Here is a 20,161-nt window from a genome sequence, read left to right as displayed (position 1 = left end):
ATGGACAGTGGGCTGGAACGGCTCCTGCTGGATCTCAAGGCCGACCGCGTCTCCAGGGACTACGTCAAGCGGTACCTGAGGGACCGTCAGGGCCGGTCGGGGCTGCCCGCGGACGCCCCCGGTGCGGCACCGCCGACCGAGCTGCTGCGGTGCCACCCGGTCTGGCGGGCCGCCGACGGCCCCGCGACCGGACGGAAGCCGGGACACATGGTGCTGCTCGCCGGGCCGCCGGAACTGGAACCCGCGCTGCTTCAGCAGGACGCGACGACCGACGTGCGCCTCCTGCGCTCCGGGGCCACCGGACTCGCGGACCGCTACGCCGACCTCGCGGGCCAGGTGCTCACCGCGCTCCGCTCGCCGGCCGGCGACCCGGAACTGCCCGCCACGCTGGTTCAGCTCGTCTGTTCCTCGCGGGGCGAGGACGCCCTCCTGTCGGGCCTGATCGGCATGATCAGGAGCGCGGGCCTGGAGAATCCCGCGATCGTGCCCCAGCTGGTCCTCGTCGACCCGGCCGCCGGTCCGGAGCCCACCGCACGCCGGATCCTGGCGAGCCGCGAGCGCAGCGACGACCGCGTCGTGCGCTTCCACGACGGCGTCCGCGAGGTACTGAGCTGGCACGAGCTGCCGATGCCCGAGCACACGGCCCTGCCCTGGCGGGAAGGCGGTACCTACGTCGTCACCGGCGGTCTCGGCGGACTCGGACTGATCTTCGCCCACGACCTGCTGCGATCCGTACGGAACGCGTCCCTCCTGCTGAGCGGCCGCTCCGCACTCGACGGCGACCGGCAACACCTGCTGGAGGGCCTGTGCCGCCCGCACGCGCGGGTCGAGTACACCCGGCTCGACGTGGCCGACCCGGACGCCGTCGAGGCGTACCTGGCCGGCGTGCGGCGCGAGCACGGTGCCCTCCACGGCATCATCCACGGCGCCGGGGTGCTCCGGGACGGTTTCCTGGCGCACAAGGGCGCCGAGGAACTGCGCGAGGTCCTCGCCCCGAAGACGGCCGGCACCCTCAATCTGGACGTCGCCAGCAAGGACGACGCACTCGACTTCTTCGCCCTGTTCTCCTCCACGGCGGCGGTCACCGGCAACGTCGGCCAGGCCGACTACGCCGCCGCCAACGCGTTCCTGGACGCGTTCGCCCACCACCGGGGCAGTCTGGTCGCGCAGGGCCTGCGCTCGGGACGCAGCCTCTCGCTCAACTGGCCGCTGTGGGCCGAGGGCGGGATGCGGGTCGACGCGGACACGCAGCACGCACTGCGCGAACAGACGGGCATGCACGCCTTGCGCACCGAGTCGGGCATCAGGGTCTTCCACGCGTCACTGGGATCGGACCACTGCCAGGTGATGGCGGTCGAGGGCGACGGCCCGCGCATCCGCCGGACGCTGCTCGGGCAGCAGCCGGACACCGCCGTGTCCGCCCCCGCCCCCGCCGCCGTCCCCGCCGTGGCCGAGGACATCGACGACGAGGCGCTGCGCGACAGGATCCTCCGTCGGCTCGGACAGCTGTTCGGCGCCGTCATCGGCCTCCCGGTCGCGAAGATCGACGCCCAGGCGCCGCTGACGACCTACGGCATCGACTCCATCGTCGTCGCCCGGCTCAACCGGAAGCTCGCCGACGTCTTCCCGGACCTGCCCAAGACGCTGCTGTACGAGTTCAACTCCCTGGACGCCCTGGCACGCCACCTCCTGCGCGCGCACCGGCAGCAATGTCTGGACTGGACGGGGACGGAGAAGCCCCGGCGGGCCACCGCGGCACCGCGGCCGGCGCACCCCTCCGTCACCGAGCGGCCGGCACCCGCGGCGGCACCGCCCGCCGCCGCGCCCACCGAGGACGCGGTCGCCGTCATCGGCATGAGCGGACGGTTCCCGATGGCCCGCAACCTGCGGGAGTTCTGGGAGAACCTGGCCACCGGACGGGACTGCGTCACGGAGATCCCGGAGGAACGCTGGCCGCTGGAGGGCTTCTACCACCCCGACCGCGACGAGGCGGTGGCGGCGGGCCTGAGCTACGGCAAGTGGGGCGGATTCCTGGACGGGTTCGACGAGTTCGACCCCCTCTTCTTCGCCATCTCGCCCCAGGAGGCGATGAGCATGGATCCGCAGGAGCGCCTGTTCCTGCAGGAATCCTGGAACGCGCTGGAGGACGCCGGCTACACCCGGCAGCGCCTGGCCGACGCGCACCGCCGGAAGGTGGGCGTCTTCGCCGGCGTCTCGAAGACCGGATTCGACCTGTACGGGCCCGATCTGTGGAAACGGAACGAGAAGCTGCACCCCCTGACCTCGTTCGCCTCCGTGGCGAACCGGGTGTCGTACCTCCTCGACCTCACGGGGCCGAGTCTGCCCGTCGACACGCTCTGCTCCTCCTCCCTGAGCGCCGTCCACGAGGCGATGCAGCACCTGCGCCGCGGCGAGTGCGACCTGGCCGTCGCGGGCGGGGTCAACCTCTACCTGCACCCTTCGAACTACACCCTCATGTCCGGCAAGCGGATGCTGTCGGACGACGGCAGGTGCCGCAGCTTCGGAGCCGGTGGCAGCGGATTCGTGCCGGGGGAGGGCGTGGCCGTCGTCCTGCTCAAGCGGCTGTCCGACGCCGAGCGGGACAACGACAACATCCGGGCCGTCCTGCGGGGCAGCAGCGTCAACCACGGTGGCCGGACCAACGGCTACACCGTGCCCAGCCCGGTCGCGCAGGCCGAGGTCGTGCGCGAGGCGCTCGCCCGCGCCGGCGTCTCCGCCGGCGAGGTGAGCTTCGTCGAAGCACACGGCACCGGCACCGAGCTGGGCGATCCGATCGAGATCGACGGGCTGACCCAGGCGTTCGCGCCGGACACCGTCTCCGGGCAGCACTGCGCCATCGGCTCACTGAAGAGCAACATCGGGCACCTCGAGGCCGCCGCCGGCATCGCCGGGCTGCTCAAGGTCGTCCTCCAGATGGAGCACGGCTCCATCGCGGCCGGCCTGCACGCGCGGGAGCCCAACCCCAACATCGACTTCACCCGGACGCCGTTCCGCCTCCAGCGGGAGACGACCGAGTGGGCGCGGCCCACGGTCGTCGGCGGCGAAGGGGAGACGACGGAGGGCGACCGGATCGCCGGAGTCTCCTCGTTCGGCGCCGGCGGTTCCAACGCCCATGTCGTCGTGGCGGAGTACCGCCGGGCCGACCCCGCGCCCGACCCCGCGTCCGGGGGTGCCCCGGCACTGATCGTCCTCTCGGCGAAGGACACCGAGCGTCTGCGGGAGCGGGCCCGGGACCTGCTCGGCTGGCTGCGCTCCCGGGGCCCGGCCGCCGTCGATCTCGGTGCCGTCGCCCACACGCTTCAGCTCGGCCGGGAAGCGATGGACGCGCGGCTCGCGCTGCCCGTGGGCTCGCTCGCCGAACTCATCCGGAAACTCGCCGGGTTCGTCGCCGGCGAGGAGGACGTCGAGGACCTGCACCTCGGCAACGTCAAGGAGCACCGGGAGGCGCTCACCGCCCTCGGCGACGACGGCGACATGGCCGCGACCGTCGACCTGTGGATGGAGAAGGGCAAGTTCGACCGGCTGCTCGGTCTCTGGGTCAAGGGCCTGAGCGTCGACTGGGGCAAGCTGTACGGTGCCCGGCGCCCCCGGATGCTCCCGCTGCCCGGCTACCCCTTCGCCCGCGAGCGTTACTGGGTGGGCGGCCTGGCCGCGGCACCCCGCCCCGCCGACCCCGGCCGGCTCCACCCGCTCGTCCACACCAACACCTCCACCCTCGACGCCCAGCGTTTCGACTCCGTACTCACGGGCGGGGAGCCCTTTCTCACCGATCATGTCGTCGACGGCCGCAAGGTGCTGCCGGCCGCCGCGTACCTGGAGATGGCCCGGGCCGCACTGGACGCCTCGCGCGACGGGCACACCGCTCGTACAGTGCTCCGCAACGTGGTGTGGGCCCAGCCGCTGACCGTCGCCGAGACCGCCGCACACCTCGTCACGACGCTGTACGCCGCGGAGGACGGGTCCGCCGGGGAGGTCGCCTTCGAGATCTCCGGCGTCCCGGGAGACGACCCGGGCGCGGACGCCGTCGTCCACAGCCAGGGAACGGTGCGGGCCCTCACCGGCGGCGGTGAGCAGGCGGCGGTGGACGTGGCCGCGCTGCGGGCGGCGTGCGGTGCCGCGCTCCTGGACGCCGAGGAGTGCTACCGCGTCTACCGGACCATGGGTCTCGACTACGGTCCCGCGCACCGCGGCGTCGAGAGCGTGGCGATCGGCGACGGACAGGCGCTGGCACGACTGCGCCTGCCGTCCGGGACGACGGCGGACGCCGACGGGTACGTGCTGCATCCGAGCCTGCTGGACGCCGCCCTGCAGTCCACCGTCGGACTCTTCGGCCGGGACGGCGACGGCGCGGAGCCCGCCCCCGCAACGCTCCACCTGCCCTTCGCGCTCGACGAACTCGACGTCCTCGGGCCGTGCACCCCCCGGATGTGGGCCTGGGTCCGGTACGGCGACCGGCCCGACCTCGGCATCCGCAAGCTGGACATCGACCTCCTCGACGACGCCGGCCTGCCGCGCTGCCGCCTCCGGGGGCTCACGTCCAGGGCGTACGGAGAGACCGGGACGACCGGGCGGACCGGCGGCTCACTCCCGCACGCCGAAGAGACGGTCCCGGCCGTCGCGGGCGCGGAGGACGGCGGCTCCCTCCCGGCGGGCACGCCGGAGGAGCGCGTCAGCCGTTACCTGGTCGACTTCCTCGCCTCCGAGCTGCGCGTACCCGCCGAGCGGATCGACGCCGACGACGCTCTCGAGCAGTACGGCATCGACTCGATCATGGCGATGAACCTGACCAACCGGTTGGAGAGGGTCTTCGGATCGCTGCCCAAGACGCTCTTCTACGAGTACCAGAGCATCAGCGCCCTGTCCGGGTACTTCCTCGGTGCTCATCGGCCGCGCCTGGCCGGACTGCTCCCGGCGGAGGAGGGCCGGAAGCCGTCAGGGACGCCCGCGGACACCGTCGCCCCACGTGCCGCGGCCAGGCCCGGGAACGCCCGCCGGACGGTCGCACGGCGCCGCCGGGAGCCGGTGGGCCGGGACACCGAGATCGCCGTCATCGGACTGGCCGGCCGCTATCCCCAGGCGCGGAACGTCCGGGAGTTCTGGCGGAATCTGGCCGAGGGCCGCGACAGCGTCAGCGAGATCCCCGCCGACCGCTGGGACCATGGCCCCTACTTCGACCCGGACAAGAACGCGCCCGGCAAGACGTACACCAAGTGGGGCGGCTTCCTGGACGGCGTCGACCGCTTCGATTCGCTCTTCTTCAGCATCTCCCCGCGCGAGGCGGCGTTCATGGACCCGCAGGAGCGGCTGTTCCTGGAGTGCGTGCACGAGACGCTCGAGGACGCGGGGTACACGCGCGAGACCCTGAGCCACTGCGACGACCGCGGGCTGCCCGGCAACGTCGGCGTCTTCGTGGGGGTGATGTACGAGGAATACCAGCTCTACGGTGCCCAGGAGCAGGCACGCGGCCGTAACGTCACGCTGTCCGGCAGCGCGTCGACCATCGCCAACCGGGTGTCGTACGTCTTCGACCTGCACGGCCCGAGCCTGGCCGTCGACACCATGTGCTCGTCGTCGCTGACCGCGCTGCACCTGGCCTGCCAGAGCCTGCGGACCGGAGGCTGTGAGATGGCCGTCGCGGGCGGCGTGAACCTGTCGCTGCACCCCAACAAGTTCCTGATGCTCGGCAGCGGCAAGTACGCGTCCAGCAACGGCAGGTGCGAGAGTTTCGGGCAGGGCGGTGACGGCTACGTCCCGGGCGAGGGGGTCGGCGCGGTCCTGCTGAAGCCGCTCGCCCGCGCTCGCGAGGACAACGACATCGTCCACGGCGTCATCCGCGCCACCTCGGTCAACCACGGCGGCAGGACCAACGGGTACTCCGTCCCCAACCCACGCGCGCAGTACGACGTCATCGGACACGCGCTCCGCGAGGCCGGAGTCGACGCGGAAGCGGTGAGTTACGTCGAGGCGCACGGAACCGGCACGTCGCTCGGAGACCCCATCGAGATCTCGGGACTGACCAGCGCCTTCCGCGAGTACACCGACCGGACGCAGTTCTGTGCGATCGGCTCGGTCAAGAGCAACATCGGGCACGCCGAGAGCGCGGCCGGCATCGCCGCGCTGACGAAGGTGCTGCTGCAGATGAAGCACGGCCACATCGCGCCCTCCCTCCACTCCGAGGTGCTCAACCCCCACATCGACTTCGGCGGCAGCCCCTTCTACGTGGCCCGGGAGCTGACGCCCTGGAACCGCCCGACGGGCCCCGACGGCACCGCCGCGCCGCGGATCGCCGGCATCTCGTCCTTCGGGGCGGGGGGCTCCAACGCCCACGTCGTCGTCGAGGAGTACCTTCCGGCTCCGCGCTCCGCGGACGGCCCCCCTCCGCGGAGCGGCCCCGCCGCCGTCGTCCTCTCCGCGCGGACGGACGCGGCACTGCGGGCCCAGGCCGGTCAGCTGCTGCGCTGGACGAGCGAGGGCGAGGGGGCCGCGACCGAGCTCGCGGACATCGCCCACACCCTCCAGTCGGGCCGGGAGGCGTACGAGGAGCGCCTCGGACTCGTCGCGGCGACGACTGGTGAACTCGCCGGGAAACTGAGGGCGTTCCTGGACGGCGAGGCCCAGATCGCCGATGTGTACCGAGGCCGGGTGGAACGCCGGCAGGGCACCTCGACCGCCCACACCGCCGACGCCGACCGGACACGGACACTGGACGCGGCGCTCGCACGGCGCGCGTACGGCGAGGTCGTGAAGCTCTGGACGACCGGTCTGGCGGTGGACTGGACGAGGCTCCACGACGAGTCCGCAGGCGCCCCGCGCCGCGTGTCCATGCCGACCTACCCCTTCCAGGGGGAGCGCCACTGGCTGGCCGGCGCCACCGCGGCCGGCCAGGACCGGACGGCGGACCCCGCGCGTCTCCACCCGCTCCTGCACGCCAACACCTCCACCCTCCAGGGACAGCGCTTCACCTCGGTCTACACCGGCGAGGAGTTCTTCCTGCGGGACCACCGGGTCGGCGGCAGGCCCGTGCTGTCCGGTGCCGCGTGCCTGGAGCTGGCGCGCGCCGCCGTGGCTGCCTCGCTCGACGAGCCGCACCACGTCCCGAAGCTCCGGAACGTCGTCTGGACACGGCCGGTCACCCTGCACGAGCCGGGGCTGACCGTCCAGGTCCGCCTGAGGCCCGGGGAACACGGCGAGGTCGGCTTCGAGATCCTCGTCCCGGGCGACCCGGCGGCCGGAACCGCCGACGTGCTCCACGGCGGAGGCACGGCCCACGTGACGCCCCAGCCCGCGGCCGCGCACCCCGCCGGCCGCGTCGACCTGCCGCGGCTGCGTGAGGAGTGCCGGGTTCCCGGACCCGACGCCGACACGCTGTACGCGACCGCCGAGGCACGCGGTATCGCCTACGGCCCGGGGCATCGCGGCATCGAGCTTCTCTGGACGGGCGCGGGACAGGCCCTGGCACGGATCGCGCTGCCACCGGCCGTGCGGGACACCCAGGACGCCTACGGGCTCCATCCGTCGATCGTGGACGCCGCTCTCCAGGCGTGCGCCGGCCTGCTGTCCGTGGATTCCGGGAAGGAACATCTGCTGCTGCCGTACGCCGTGGACGAGGTCGAGATCCTCGGCCCCTGCCCACCGGAGGCGTGGGCCTGGCTGCGGGACGGCGCGGCCGGGGACGGCATCGGCCGGGACGGCGGTTCGCGCCGCGTCGACATCGACGTGTGCGACGACGACGGACGGGTGTGTCTCCGGCTCGAGGGCGTCGCCCTGCGCGCCCACACGGCGGCGACGGCCCCCCGGGAACTCTTCGCCGTACCCCACTGGGTGACCGCCGACCCCGCGCCGGCCACGGCTCCGGCCCCCGAGGGTGTGGTGCTGGTCGTGGACCTCCCCGACGTCGCCGAGGCCCTCGAGGCGCGGGACACCGCGCGCGTGGTCCGGCTGGCATCGAGCGCCACGGACGTCGGCCGCCGCTACACCGACCACGCGCTGCGGGTCTTCGAGGAGGTCAAGCGGCTGCTCGGTGAGCCCGACCACCACCCGGTCAGGGTCCAGCTGGTCGCCCCGGCCGTCGAGGCGTCACTGTGGACGGGACTGGCCGCCGTCCTGAGGTCGGCCGGCCTGGAGAACCCGCGGCTGCTCGGCCAGATGGTGCTGGTGGACCCGCAGGACGGTCCGGAGCGCGCCGCCTCCCGGGTGACGGCGGAGCGCGCGGCGCTCGCCGACTTCGGGGTGCGGCACCTCGGCGGCCTCCGCCAGGTCCTGAAGTGGCGCGAGGAGGACGTGGACCGCCGTACGGCGGTGACGCCCTGGAAGGACGGCGGTGTCTATCTGATCACCGGGGGGGCCGGCGGCCTGGGCACGGTGTTCGCCCGGGACATCGCGGAGCGGGCCCGCGGGGCCCGGATCGTGATCGCCGGCCGTGGGCCCCGCGACGCGCGCAGGGAAACGCTGCTGGAACGGCTGCGGGAGCACGGTGCTGAGACGGTCTATGTGCAGGCCGACGTGGCGGTCAGGGACGACGTCGTGAGGCTCGTGCGGGAGATCCGGGAGCGGTACGGCCGGATCGACGGGATCCTGCACGCCGCCGGGCTCACCCGCGACGCGTTCGTCGTCAAGAAGGACGCGGACGAGTTCGCCCTGGTGCTGGCACCGAAGGTCGCCGGACTGGTGCACCTCGACGAGGCCACGCAGGACGCGGACCTCGACTTCCTGGTCGCCTTCTCCTCGGTCGCCGGGGCCCTGGGCAATGTCGGGCAGGCCGACTACGCGGCCGCGAACGCCTTCATGGACGCCTTCGCGGCGCACCGCAACACCCTGGTGGACCGGGGCGAGCGGCGGGGGAGGACCCTGTCGGTCGCCTGGCCCCTGTGGGCCGACGGCGGGATGGGTGTCGACGCGCCGACCGAACGGTCGCTGCGGGAACGCTTCGGACTCGTTCCGCTGCGGGACGAGGACGGGCTGCGCGCCCTGTACCTGGCCCTGGCGTCACCGTCCGACCAGGTGATGGTGGTCTCGGGCGACCGCCGGAGGATCGCGCGGACCCTGCTCGCCGGACTCCTCGTGGACGGTCCCGCGGCGCGGCCCACGCCCTCGCCGGACGTCGCGGCTCAGGACCCGGACGGGAACGGGGCGCCCGCGCTCGCGGAGGGCCTGGACGAGACCACCGAGCAGCAGGCCGTGGCCTACTTCAAGCGGCTTCTGGCATCGGTCATCGACCTGCCCGCCGACAGGATCGACGCCGAGGCACCCCTGGAGGACTACGGCGTCGACTCCGTCATGACCATGGAGATGACCCGCACCCTCGAGGACGTCTTCGGCTCGCTTCCCAAGACCCTGTTCTTCGAGCACCGCACCGTCACCGCTCTGACCCGCCACCTCCTCGAGACCCGTCCGGGGCAGGTCGTGGAGCTCCTCCCGTCGGGAGGCGGGGCCCGGCCGATCCCGGCCGCCGCTCCGGGCGCCCCCGAGCGGCCCGCCCCGAGGGCGGGACGAACCCGGCCCGTGACCTCCGCCGCTCCGGCGGGACGTACGGCCGAACCGGCCCCGGTCACGGCAACCGGCGACACGGCGATCATCGGACTGGCGGGCCGCTACCCCCAGGCGCGCGACGTGCGGGAGTTCTGGCAGAACCTCGCCGCCGGCAAGGACTGCGTCACCGAGATCCCGGGCGACCGCTGGGACCACGGGCGCTTCTTCGATCCGCGCAAGGGGACACCGGGCAGGTCCTACACCAAGTGGGGCGGATTCCTGGACGGCGTCTACGACTTCGACCCGCAGTTCTTCAACATCTCCCCGCGCGAGGCGGAGATCATGGACCCGCAGGAGCGGCTGTTCCTCCAGTGCGTGCACGAGGCGCTGGAGGACGCCGGATACGTCCGGGACACGGGCAAGGACCGTACGGGGAACCTGCTCGACGGCCGCGTGGGTGTCTTCGTCGGGGTGATGTACCAGGAGTACCAGCTCCACGGCGGGCCGGTGCAGGACGCCGGCACGGCACCGGTCGTCTCGGGCAGCTCCGCGTCCGTCGCGAACCGGGTGTCCCACGTGTTCGACTTCCACGGCCCCAGCATGAGCGTCGACACGATGTGCTCGTCGTCGCTGATGGCGGTGCATCTGGCCTGCCGGAGCCTGGAGTCGGGCGACTGCGACACGGCGGTCGCCGGCGGGGTCAATCTCTCGCTGCACCCGAACAAGTACCTGCTCCTCAGCCAGGGCCGTCTCGCGTCGAGCGACGGTCGCTGCGCCAGCTTCGGCGCTGGAGGCGACGGCTACGCGCCGGGGGAGGGCGTGGGCGCGATCCTCCTCAAGCCGCTGGCGCGTGCGGTCGCGGACGGCGACCGGATCTACGGAGTCGTCAAGGGCACCGCCGCCAACCACCGCGGCAGGACGAGCGGTTACTCGGTGCCGGAACCGGTGGGGCAGGCCGAGGTCATCGGCGAGGCCCTGAGGCGGGCGGGCGTGAACGCGCGGGACGTGAGCTACGTCGACGCCAACAGCGTCGGCACCTCCCTGGGCGACCCGATCGAGATCGCCGGCCTGTGCAAGGCGTTCGGCCCCTACACCGACGACCGGGGATTCTGCGCGATCGGCTCGGTGAAGAGCAACATCGGGCACGCCGAGAGCGCGGCCGGCATCGCCGGCATCACCAAGGTCCTGCTCCAGCTCCAGCACGGCCTCCTGGCCCCGTCCCTGCACGCCTCGACGCTCAACCCGCACATCGACTTCGAGCAGACCCCGTTCGTGGTGCAGCGGGAGCTCGCCGAGTGGCCGGCTCCCGTGCCGGACGCCGGCACGCGCGGTGCGCTGCCGCGCGTCGCGGGCGTGTCCGCGTTCGGAGCCGGCGGCTCCAACGTGCACGTCGTGATGGCCGAGTACCTCCCCGACAGCCCACCGCGGCCCGCACCGGCCGGCGGCGACCCGCGTGCCGTGATACCGCTGTCCGCCCGCACGACCGAGCAACTGAGGGCCCGGGCCGGGCAGCTGGTGGAGTGGCTGGGCCGCCCCGAGCACGCGAACCTCGCCCTCGCGGACGTCGCCCACACCCTGCAGGTCGGCCGCGAAGCGCGGGAGGAACGACTCGGTGTCGTCGCTTCCTCCGTGCCCGACCTGGTCCACAGGCTCGGCCGGTTCCTGGCCGACGACTTCGCGGGCGGTGAGATCGTCCGGGGCTCGATCACCGATGCCGCCCGCACACTGACCCTGTTCGCGCCGGACTCCGACCTCGACGTGATGATCGCGGCGTGGGCCGAGAAGGGGAAGTACGAGAAGCTGCTCGAACTGTGGGTCAGCGGTGTGCCCGTGAACTGGCGGTCCCTCCACGGCACCGTGACTCCGCGACGGGTCGCGCTGCCGACCTACCCCTTCGCGGCCGAGCGGTACTCCGCCTTCGACGGCCTCTCCGCCGCCGAGCGGACCGGGCCCGGCGGACCGGCGCCGCTGCATCCGCTGGCGCAGGTCAACACGTCCGACTTCACCGAGCAGCGCTTCACCTCCGTCCTGACCGGAGACGAACGCTTCCTCGGCGTCCGCGCCGCCCACCCGGTGCCCGGCGCGGCCTTCCTGGAGATGGCCGTGGCCGCGAGCTGCCTCAGCAGCCGGGCCGTCGTCGACCCCTCGGCGCCGGTCGTGCTGCGCGACATCGAGTTCGCGCAGCCGCTCGATCCGGGCGACGGCCACCGCGAGGTGCACATCGGGCTGCGTCCGCAGGACGACGGCGACATCCTCTTCCGGATCACGAGCACACCGCCGGGCGGGGACGGCGGCCTCGACGCCGTCGAGCACGGCGCGGGCGTCCTGTACTTCGCGGACGGAGCCGAGGAGACCGTGCTCGACCTGCCCGCCCTGCGCAGGGCCTGCGGGACACCGGACCCGGTCACCGGGCTGGACGACGGGCGCCACCACGACACCGGACCCGCGCGGGAGCCCGCGCACCGCGCCGTCCGGAGCGTTCGGACCGGACGCGGGCAAGCCCTCGTCCAGCTGATGCTGCCGGACCCCGCGCGCGACACCGAGGACGGTCTCGTGCTGCACCCGGGCCTGCTCGACGCCGCGGTGCAGGCGTGCTCCGACGCCCTTGACGGGTCCGGGCGGCAGCGGGCCTCCGACGGCGATGACCCCGCGGTCGTCCGCGCCATCGAGGAAGTCCTCGTTCTCGACGCCTGCACGCCCTCGATGTGGGCCTGGGTCCGGCCCTGCGCACAGCGGGCCGGGCACGCGCCGGTCGCCGGTTTCGACCTCGACCTGGCCGACGAGCAGGGCCGGGTCCGTGTCCGGATCGGCGGACTCTCGATCGATCGGGCCGCCTCCGGCCGCGGCCACCCCGCAGCGGCCGGGCCCGGTCCCGCCGGGGCGGACCACGACTCACCCTCCGCCGGAGGGACAAAGGCCCGCACCGGGCAGCCGGTCCTGCTGAGCGAGCGGTGGCAGGCCCGCCCCGCACCGGCCCGGCCGCCCGGACTCCCCGCCGCGCGCCCGACCGTCCTGCTCGCCGGACTGCCCGAACTCGAGCCCCTCCTGCGGGGCGACGACGCCAATGTGTTCCTCATGACCAGCGAGGACCGGGCGCCGGACGGCCGGTACACCGCTTTCGGCCGGCAGGTTCTGCGCCACCTGCGCTCCCTCGTGCGCGAAGCCACCGGCCGGCACCATGTCCAGCTGGTGGTGCCCGGAACGCCCGACGCGACGCTGCTCAGCGGACTCGCGGCCGTCCTCGGGACGGCCGGTCTCGAGAACCCGGCCGTCACCGGCCAGGTCGTCGTGCTGGACCGGACGGACACCCCTGAGCGCGCCGCGCTGCGGATCCGCGAGAACCTCGGCTGCCCCGAGGAGACACTCGTGCGCTACGTCGAAGGCCGCCGCGAGGTACCGGTCTGGGCCGAGTACGAGGCCCCGGCCGACCCTCACACCCTGCCGTGGAAGGAGAACGGCGTCTATCTCGTCGCGGGCGGGGCGGGTGCGCTCGAACGTGCCGTCGCGCGGGAGATCGTCACGCAGACGGGGAACGCGACCGTCATCCTCGTCGGCCGGTCCGCTCTGGACGCCGAGTCCCACGAGGCGCTGCGGAAGCCGGCCGTCGGCGGCGCGGTGCGCTACGAGCGGGCCGACATCTCCCGCCCCTCCGAGGCGGACGCGCTCGTCGCGCGGATCCTGGAGCGCCACCGGGCGATCGACGGTGTCATCCACGGTGCCGGGGCCGCCGACGGCGCGCTCATCGTCGACACGCCGGACCGCGACGTCCTGGACGGCCTGGCCGCGACGGCGTCCGGTGTGGTGAACCTGGACGCCGCGACCCGGTCGCTCCCGCTGGACTTCTTCGTGACGTTCTCCTCCCCGCACGGGGTGGACGGTGGCGTCGGCCAGGTCGACGGAGCCGCCGCCCACGCCTTCCTGAACGCCTACGCGCGGTACCGGCAGGACCTCGTCGCCGAGGGTGAGCGGTTCGGTCACAGCCAGTCCGTCCTCTGGCCGTCGGGGGACGACGGCCCGCCGGATCCGGCGGATATCGGGAACCTCCCCCGGATCCTGAGCTCCGGGCACAGCCGGGTGAGGGTCTCGGCTCGTCCTGCGGGCCGCACCCGGGAGGAGACCCCGGGCCCGACGCAGCGGAAGTTGCCCGCCTTCTCCACCGATGGGACGGACTTGTGACGCACTACGACAGCGACCTGCTCGAGGAGAAGGCGAGCGAGTACCTCGAGCGCCTTCTGTCCGAGGTCACCAAGCTCCCCCTCGCCCGCGTCGACACTCGGGCGCCCTTCGAGACCTTCGGCCTCGACTCGGTCATGGCGATGACCATGACGGCGCGGATGGAGGCGGTCTTCGGGGCGCTGCCCCCTACCCTCTTCTTCGAGTTCGGCACGCCCCGCGAACTGGCCCGGCACCTGGTCGCCACCCGGCGGCCCGACGTGGCCGGTCTCCTCGGGGAGAGCACGGCGGACGCGGCGGACACGGCCGCCGACGCCCCCGACGCCGTTGCGGCCACTCCCCGCCGCGGTTCCCGCTCCACGCGCCCCCTGCGACGCAAGCCCCTGGCGTCGACGAGGTGGTCGGCGCGGAAGGCCGAGCCCTCCTCACCCCCGGCGTCCCGGCCCGGGCCCGCTCTCCCCGGGCGGCAGGGGCTGGACATCGCGATCATCGGGCTCGCCGGGCGTTACCCCAAGGCCCGCACCGTGGACGAGTTCTGGGCGAATCTGGCCGCCGGACGCGACTGCGTCACCGAGATACCGGCCGACCGGTGGGACCACCGGGCGTACTTCGACCCGGACCCGGACGCGCCCGGCAAGACGTACAGCAGGTGGGGCGGATTCGTGGACGGCGTCGACGAGTTCGACCCGCTGTTCTTCAACATCTCGCCCGCCGAGGCGGAACTGATGGATCCTCAGGAGCGCCTGTTCCTCCAGTGCGTCCACGAGACCGTCGAGGACGCCGGATACACCCCGGACCGCCTGAAGGCGCCGGTGGACTCCGGCCGTGCCCCCGCCATCGGCGTCTACGTCGGCGTCATGTACGCGGAATACCAGCTGTACGGAGCCCAGGAGCAGGTCCTCGGCAACCCGGTGACCGTGTCCGGGAACATCTCGGCCGTCGCCAACCGCGTCTCGTACTGCTTCGACTTCCACGGCCCGAGCCTGAGCGTCGACACCATGTGCTCCTCGTCGCTGACCGCCATCCACCTGGCGTGTCAGAGCATCCGGTCCGGTTCCTGCGACATGGCGATCGCCGGCGGGGTCAACGTGTCGGTGCACCCCAACAAGTACCTGCTCCTCGGCCGGAGCCGATTCGTCTCCAGCACGGGCCGGTGCGAGAGCTTCGGCGAGGGGGGCGACGGATACGTACCGGGCGAAGGCGTGGGCGCCGTCCTGCTGAAGCCCCTGGAGCGGGCCGTACGGGACGGGGACCACATCCATGGGGTCATCCGGGGCGCCGCCGTCAACCACGGTGGACGGACGAACGGTTACTCCGTCCCCAGCCCCGCCACCCAGGCCCGCGTGATCACCGACGCGTGGCGACAGGCCGGGATCGACCCGAACGCGGTCGGCTACATCGAGGCGCACGGCACCGGAACCTCACTCGGGGACCCCATCGAGGTCGCCGGACTCACCCGTGCCTTCCGCGAGCACGCGCGCGACGACCGGCACTGCGCGATCGGATCGGTCAAGAGCAACATCGGCCACGCGGAGAGCGCCGCCGGCATCTCGGGGCTCACCAAGGTGCTGCTCCAAATGAGGCACGGCAAGATCGCCCCCTCGCTCCACTCCACCCGGCTGAACCCCCACATCGACTTCGGCAGCACGCCCTTCACGGTCCAGCAGACACTCGCCGACTGGACACGGCCGGTCGTCACCGTCGGCGGAGAGGAACGCGAGCTCCCGCGGACCGCCGGCATCTCCTCCTTCGGAGCGGGCGGCACCAACGCGCACCTGGTACTGGAGGAGTACCGGCCGGACCCGGACGACCTGCCGGACCTCGCCGTCGCCTCGCACGGTCCCGTTCCGGTCGTCCTGTCCGCCCGCACCACCGAGCGCCTGAGGCGGAAGGCGGCGGAACTCGCGGACTGGATCGAGCGGAAGAACCTCTCGACCGGTGACCTGCCCGCGCTCGCGCACACCCTCCAGGTGGGGCGCGAGGCCATGCGCGAACGGCTCGGCACGGTCGTGACCGCCATGCCGGACCTGGTCGCCCGCCTGCGGGAGTTCGCTGACGGCGGCGAGGACGCCGAGGGGCTCGTCCGCGGCAGGGCGCGCGCGTCGGCCGAGGGCACGGCCGTGCCCGAAGCCCTCGCCCGGCGGGACCTCGCGGGACTGCTGGCGCTCTGGGCCGAGGGCGCCACCGTCGACTGGCACTCCCTGCACGGGAGCCGGTGCCCGGCCCGCGTCGCCCTGCCCTCCTACCCGTTCGCCAGGAACCGCTACTGGATCGACACCACGCGCTCGGCCGCGGCCCGCGCCGAGCACGGGACGGATGCGCCGCCCACCCTCGCGGTGACCGGTGACGACCGGAATCCGGCGCCCCTCCTCTTCACGGAGTCCTGGGAGCCGGAGGCGCTGCCCGCCGTCCGCCTGGCGGATGCGCCGCGCACCCTGGTCTGTCTCTGCCCCGACCCGGCGGACCGGACCGAGCTGGCACGCACCGCACACGGACTGGACCCCGCCGCCACCCTGCTGTTCGTCACACGGGGACGGGGATTCGCCCGGACCTCCGACCACTCCTACGAAGCCGATCACCGGAACCCGGACGATCTCGTGCGGGTGCTCGAGGACATCCGGTCGCGGCACGGCGCCGTCGACGCCGTCCTGAACCTGTGGTCCCTGGACGACGCGGCGGAGCCCGGCTCGTACACCGCCACCGTGCACCTCCTGCAGGCGATCGCCGCCTCGGGGCTGCCGGTGGGGCGCGTCCTGCAGGCGGGAGAGTTCCGCGACGGCGTAGAGCGGGCGTACGCGGAGTCGTGGCTCGGTTTCGAACGCTCCCTCGACAGGGTGCTTCCTGGCGTACGGTTCGCCGCGATCCTGGAGGAGACCCAGGACCTGTCCGGCACGACGCCCCGCGGCGTCTGGTTCGAACGCCTGTGGAACGAGTGCTCGGCACGGACGTCCGGCAGCGCCCTGTTCCGTGCCGGTGCCCGTCACGTCAACCGGGTCCTCCCGAGTCCGGCTCACTCCGGGAAGCACCTCCTCAGGCCCCGCGGCACCTACCTGATCACGGGGGGCACCGGTGGCCTGGGTCTTCTGCTCGCCGAGCACCTGGCCAGGAACTGGTCGGCACGTCTGGTGCTGACCGGCCGCTCACCGCTCGACTCCCGCAAGCGGCGCGACATCGCGCGGATCGAGTCAGTGGGCGGTGAGGTCCTGTACCGGCAGGCCGACGTGGCCGACCCGGATGCCATGCGGGAAGCGGTGGCCGCGGCGCGCGAGCGGTTCGGCCCGCTCCACGGCGTCGTCCATGCCGCCGGCGTCGCCGAGCGCGGCTCGCTGCTCGGCGCTGACGTCCGCTCCTTCCAGGACGTCCTCTCACCCAAGGTGGACGGTACGCGCGTGCTCGACGACGTACTGGCCGCGGAACCTCTCGACTTCCTCTGCCACTTCTCCTCGGCCTCGGCCGTTCTCGGCGACTTCGGCGGCTGCGCCTACTCGGTGGCCAACCGCTTCCAGACGTTCCATGCACACCATCGCGACGAGCGCGTGCGCCAAGGGGCGGCGTCCGGCGCGACGGTTGCCATCAACTGGCCCCTGTGGAGCGGTGGCGGCATGGGCTTCGACGACACGGAGGGCATCGACCTGTACCTCTCCTCCAGCGGGCTGCGTCTGCTGGAGGAAGCCGAAGGTCTCACGCTCTTCGAACGCCTCCTGGGACAGGGCGGGACACAGCAGATCGTCATGGCCGGCGATCCGGCACGCGTACGGCGCATGCTCGACGCCGGTCCCGCGCCGGCGGTCCCACGGCACGAGGTCCGCCCTGCCGCACCCGTCAGCCGCTCCGCGGACATCTCGAACACGGAGGGCGGCGACGACATGGACGCCGAGGCACTGGTGCTCTCGGCCCTCCGGACGGCGATCGTGGACGTGCTGCGGGTGCCCCGCGAGCAGATCCACGCCGACGAGAACCTCTCCGAGCTCGGGTTCGACTCCGTCAGCCTGGTCAAGCTGGCCAGGGCCCTGGGTGACAGTCTCGCGATCGAGGTGCTGCCCTCGGTGTTCTTCTCCCACCCCACCCCGGAGAAGCTGGTCGCTCACCTGATCGCGGAACACGGGGAGACGCTGAGCCGGCACCGCGCGGAGCGGGCCACGGCCTCGGACACCGCTGCGGTCTCCTCCGGGGCACCGGAGGCGCAGGCCGGCTTCACCGCGGCCGAGGACCGGTCCGCGTCCGCTGCGGCGCCGCGGCCGACGGCGCACGCGGAGCCGGAACCGATCGCCGTCATCGGGATGAGCGGCCGTTTCCCCGCCGCCCGGTCCGTGCACGAGTTCTGGGAGAACCTCCTGCGGGGGAAGGACGCGTTGTCACCGGTCCCGGCGGACCGGCAGGCCGACTGGGCGGGGCCTGAGGCCCCATGGCTGGAGGCCGTCCGCTGCGGATTCGTCCCGGGCGTCGCGGAGTTCGATGCCGCGTTCTTCGAGATATCGCCGCGCGAGGCGCGCACCATGGACCCGCGCCAGCGACTGCTGCTCCAGGAGACGTGGCACGCCCTGGAGGACGCGGGCTACGGCGAACGGCGGCTGCGCGCCGGGACGGTCGGCATGTTCGTCGGTGCCGAACAGGGCGACTATGCCGGCCTCACCCAGGGAGAGGGCGGCATCACCGCCCAGCACGAGGCGATCATGGCCTCGCGCCTGGCCTACCTCCTCGACTTCTCGGGGCCGGTGCTGGCCGTCAACACCGCCTGTTCCTCGGGGCTGACGGCCGCACACCAGGCATGCGCGAGCCTGCGCGGCGGCGAGTGCGACACCGCTGTGGTCGCCGCCGTCAACCTGGCGACCACCGCGCACGGCCTCGCCGAGATGGGCAAGGCGGGGATGCTCTCCGAGAGCGGAGTCTGCCGGGCCTTCGACAAACGGGCCGACGGCATGGTCCTCGGCGAGGCGGTCCCCGCCCTCGTCCTCAAGCGCCTGTCCCAGGCCGAGGCCGACGGCGATCGCGTCCTGGCGGTCATCCGCGGCAGCGGTATGAACTACGACGGCCGGACCAACGGCATCACCGCTCCGAACGGCGCGGCCCAGGCGCGGCTCTACCGGCAGGTCTACGAGCGGCACGGGATCGACCCCGAGCGCATCGAGCACATCGTGGCGCACGGCACGGGAACGCGACTCGGTGACCCCGTCGAGGTGAACGCGCTGAACGAGGCGTACCGGGAACGCACGGACAAGACCGGCTTCTGCGCGCTGACCTCCACCAAGACCCATGTCGGTCACACCCTGGCCGCCTCCGGGCTGGTCGGCCTGATCGCCCTCGTCCAGTCGGTTCGGCACGGCGTCGTCCCGGCCAGTCTGCACTGCGACCAGGACAGCGACTACATCGCCTGGGAGGACAGCCCGTTCTACGTCAACAAGGTGACCAGGTCCTGGCCGGCCGGCCCCACGGGAACGAGGCTCGGCGCGGTCAGCTCCTTCGGTATGAGCGGGACCAACGTCCACATGGTGGTGGAGAGCTACCCCGAGCCCGCCCGCCGGGCCCCGGTCACCGAGGCCCCGGCTCTGCCGCTGCTTCTGTCCGCCAGGACTCCGGAGGGACTGCGGCGGCGCGTCCAGGAACTCCGGGCGGCCCTCGCGCAAGGGGAAGTCGACCACCAGCGGCTGCGGGACACGGCCTACACGCTCCTGGAGGGCAGGCAGCACTTCGCACACCGCTGCGCACTCGTCGTCAGCGGTGCCGACGACGTCCTCCCGGCGCTGGACGCGGCCGGGAGCGGGCGGGACCATCCCCTGGTCGTACACGGCGAAGCGCCCCGCGACCAGGACCGTTCGCTGTCGGACGTCCAGGCGCGAGCACTGCTGGACGTGCTCCGGACACCGGGCGTGCCGGCTGAGCGGTACCGGGACGTGTGCCGCGCCCTGGGCGAGCTCTACTGCCGGGGCGCCGTCCCGGACTGGTCGGCGCTGTTCACGGACGACGCACCACGGATCGTCACGCTGCCCGGCTATCCCTTCGCACGCTCGACGCACTGGGTCACCGACGGGCGTGGTACTCCGCCACGGCCGGCCGCGCGGGAGTCCGCCCCGGCACCCTCGGCGCCCCCGGCGCGGGAGGCGGCCGTACCGAGTGCCGTTCCCCGGAAGCACCGGATCCGGCTCCAGGATCCGGGCGCGGCGGCAGTCCCGACGACGACTCCCGTGGGCACACCACGCAACGTCGTACTGACCGACACGGGCGGGGGGACGGGGCAGCCGGTTCCTTCGATCCCCCCGGTCGCTCCCGTTTCTGCGCCGCCTGCGCCGCCTGCTCCGGCGGCCGCGGCCGCGCCCGGTGCGGGGTCGCGTCGGGCCGGTGGACCGGGTCGCTCCTCGCGTGTGTTGCGGGACGAGTTGCGAGCGGGGCTCGCGGCGGTGTTGTTCCTGTCGGAGAGTGAGGTCGATCCTCGGCGCAATTTCGTGGAGTTGGGTCTGGACTCCATCATCGGGGTGGAGTGGGTGAAGTCGATCAACAAGGC

The 20,161-nt window shown here is 73.0% G+C and carries 2 protein-coding genes; both read left to right on the top strand.

The genetic code is table 11. The annotated features are described in order from the left end of the window. On the top strand, positions 1-13,665 hold the full coding sequence (locus F1615_RS24135) for an SDR family NAD(P)-dependent oxidoreductase (RefSeq protein WP_149551168.1): 13,665 nt from the start codon (positions 1-3) through the stop codon (positions 13,663-13,665). Beyond that, positions 13,662-20,161, top strand: a 6,500-nt coding sequence (locus tag F1615_RS24130; RefSeq protein WP_149551167.1) for an SDR family NAD(P)-dependent oxidoreductase, incomplete at its 3' end; no start/stop codon positions are given. The genes F1615_RS24135 and F1615_RS24130, both read left to right, overlap by 4 nt.

It is taken from the genome of Streptomyces marokkonensis (assembly GCF_008312835.1).
Lineage (GTDB): Bacteria > Actinomycetota > Actinomycetes > Streptomycetales > Streptomycetaceae > Streptomyces > Streptomyces marokkonensis_A.
The sequence above is the reverse complement of the archived record's forward strand: the minus strand, read 5'-3'. Positions and strand labels throughout refer to the sequence as shown.

Bases quoted from the DNA above. Each gene is read 5' to 3' on its own strand.
- F1615_RS24135 (WP_149551168.1), top strand. From the start codon at position 1: ATGGACAGTGGGCTGGAACGGCTCCTGCTGGATCTCAAGGCCGACCGC.